The 2358-nt window shown below is 68.2% G+C and carries 1 protein-coding gene; it reads left to right on the top strand.

The features are described from left to right. Positions 1–221: 221 nt before the first annotated feature. Positions 222–2358, top strand: a 2137-nt coding sequence (gene topA, locus OOT08_RS07860; RefSeq protein ID WP_325092045.1) for a type I DNA topoisomerase, incomplete at its 3' end; no start/stop codon positions are given.

The raw sequence follows: 2358 nt of genomic DNA, 5'->3' as shown, positions 1-2358 counted from the left end.
CGTCGCTGCCAGCACCCCCCGGACGCCCCGCCGAGCGCCCGGAACACCCGCCTGGCCACGGGCGGCCCCTCGGCCGGGATAAACTCGGGGGAGGGCCGCTCTTTGTGCGAACCCCGAGCCGCCCTGTGTATGGTGTGCGATAGAAACAGACACGTCCGTTGAGTCTCGGCGGTACGCCCCGAGGGGTAGCGTGCAACCGAGTGAGGCGAAGAAGGAGACCCGTGAAGGGTACGAAGAAACTCGTCATTGTCGAGTCACCGACGAAGGCAAAGACGATCGGCAATTTCCTGGGAGCCGACTACGAAGTCGTCGCCTCCGTCGGACACATCCGCGACCTCGCGGAACCCTCAGAGCTGCCCGCAGAGCTGAAAAAAGGCCCCTTCGGGAAGTTCGCCGTCGACGTGGAGAACGACTTCTCCCCCTACTACGTCGTCAACGACAACAAGAAGCGCACCGTCACCGAGCTGAAGCGCTCCCTGAAAGATGCGGACGAGCTGTGGCTCGCCACTGATGAGGACCGCGAGGGAGAGGCCATCGCCTGGCACCTGCTCGAGGTCCTCAAACCCAAGGTGCCCGTGCGGCGCATGGTGTTCCACGAGATCACCCAGGAAGCCATCGAGCACGCCAAGGCCAACACCCGCGACCTCGACGTCGCCCTGGTCGACGCGCAGGAGACCCGCCGCATCCTGGACCGCCTCTACGGCTACGACATCTCCCCGGTGCTGTGGCGCAAGGTCGCCCCGAAGCTCTCCGCGGGCCGCGTCCAGTCCGCCGCCACCCGCCTCGTCGTGGACCGCGAGCGGGAACGACTCGCCTTCGTCACCGCGAGCTACTGGGACCTCAGCGCCACCTTCGTCCTCGACGAGGCCCAGGCCGGGGTCGACCGCTTCGACGCCCGCCTGAACCGCCTCGACGGCAAGGCCCTCGCCTCCGGCCGCGACTTTAGCGACGCCGGCCAGCTCACCCCGAAGGCCGTCACGGCCGGGGTGACCGTCCTCGACCAGACGCGCGCCGAGGCGCTCGCCGCCGAGCTCGGCCGCTCGGACACCCGGGCCAGCGTCGTCTCCGTCGAGACGAAGCCGCACACCCGGCGGCCCGCCGCCCCCTTCACGACCTCCACCCTGCAGCAGGAGGCGTCCCGCAAGCTCCGCTACACCTCGCGGCAGACGATGTCCTTCGCGCAGTCGCTGTACGAGAACGGGTACATCACCTATATGCGTACCGACTCGCCCTCCCTCTCGGGTCAGGCGATTCAGGCGGCGCGCGCACAGGCCACGCAGCTCTACGGCGCAGAGACGGTGCCCGAGAAGCCCCGCGTGTACACCGGCAAGGCGAAGGGCGCTCAGGAGGCGCACGAGGCCATCCGCCCCGCCGGGGACAGCTTCCAGACCCCGGACTCGCTGAAGAGCAAGCTGAGCCAGGGCGAGCACCGGCTCTACGACCTGATCTGGAAGCGCACCGTCGCCAGCCAGATGGCCGACGCCAAGGGGTCAACGGACACGATCACGCTCGCGGTCGAGATCCAGGAATCCGCGGCCACGACCCGGGCCGAGTTCACCGCCTCCGGCACCGTGATCACCTTCCCCGGCTTCCTGCTTGCCTACGAGGAGGGCCAGGACGAGAAACGGAACGTGGACAAGGAGTCCAACGTCTCGCTGCCCCAGCTGAGCGCCGAGCAGCAGCTCGACGTCGCCGAGGCCGAGGCAAAGGGCCACGAGACGAGCCCGCCCCCGCGCTACACGGAGGCCAGCCTCACGAAGCGGCTCGAGGAGCTCGGCATCGGCCGCCCCTCGACCTTCACCGCCATCATCAGCACGATCATGGACCGCGGCTATGTCACGAAGCGCGGCCAGGCCCTCGTGCCGAGCTGGATCGCCTTCTCCGTGGTGCGCCTGCTCGAGGACCACTTCGCCGAGCTCGTGGACTACGACTTCACGGCCTCGATGGAGGAGGACCTGGACCGGATCGCCTCGGGCGATCAGGACCGCACGCAGTGGCTGAAGGACTTCTACTTCGGCAGCGACTCGCACCCCGGCCTGCGGCCCGTCATCGACAACCTCGGCGACATCGACGCCCGGGCGATCAACACGATCGTGCTGGACGACGAGATCTCCCTGCGGATCGGCAAGTACGGCCCCTACCTGGAGGTCAGCGACGAAAAGGCCACGGTCGAGCCGGATGGCACGATCAAGCCGCGCACCGTGAACCTGCCCGAGGGGCTCGCCCCCGATGAGCTGACCGTGGAGCGTGCGCACGAGCTGGCCGATCAGGAGCCGGTCGAGGACCGGGTGATCGGGGTGAACCCCGACAACGGCAAGGAGATCGTCGCGAAGAACGGCCGCTTCGGTCCCTACGTCA

Origin of the sequence: Leucobacter sp. M11 (assembly GCF_035726885.1) — a bacterium.
In the GTDB taxonomy this organism is placed as follows: domain Bacteria; phylum Actinomycetota; class Actinomycetes; order Actinomycetales; family Microbacteriaceae; genus JAPFRB01.
Note: the sequence above shows the minus strand (reverse complement) of the source record. Positions and strands in the feature narration are given on the sequence as shown.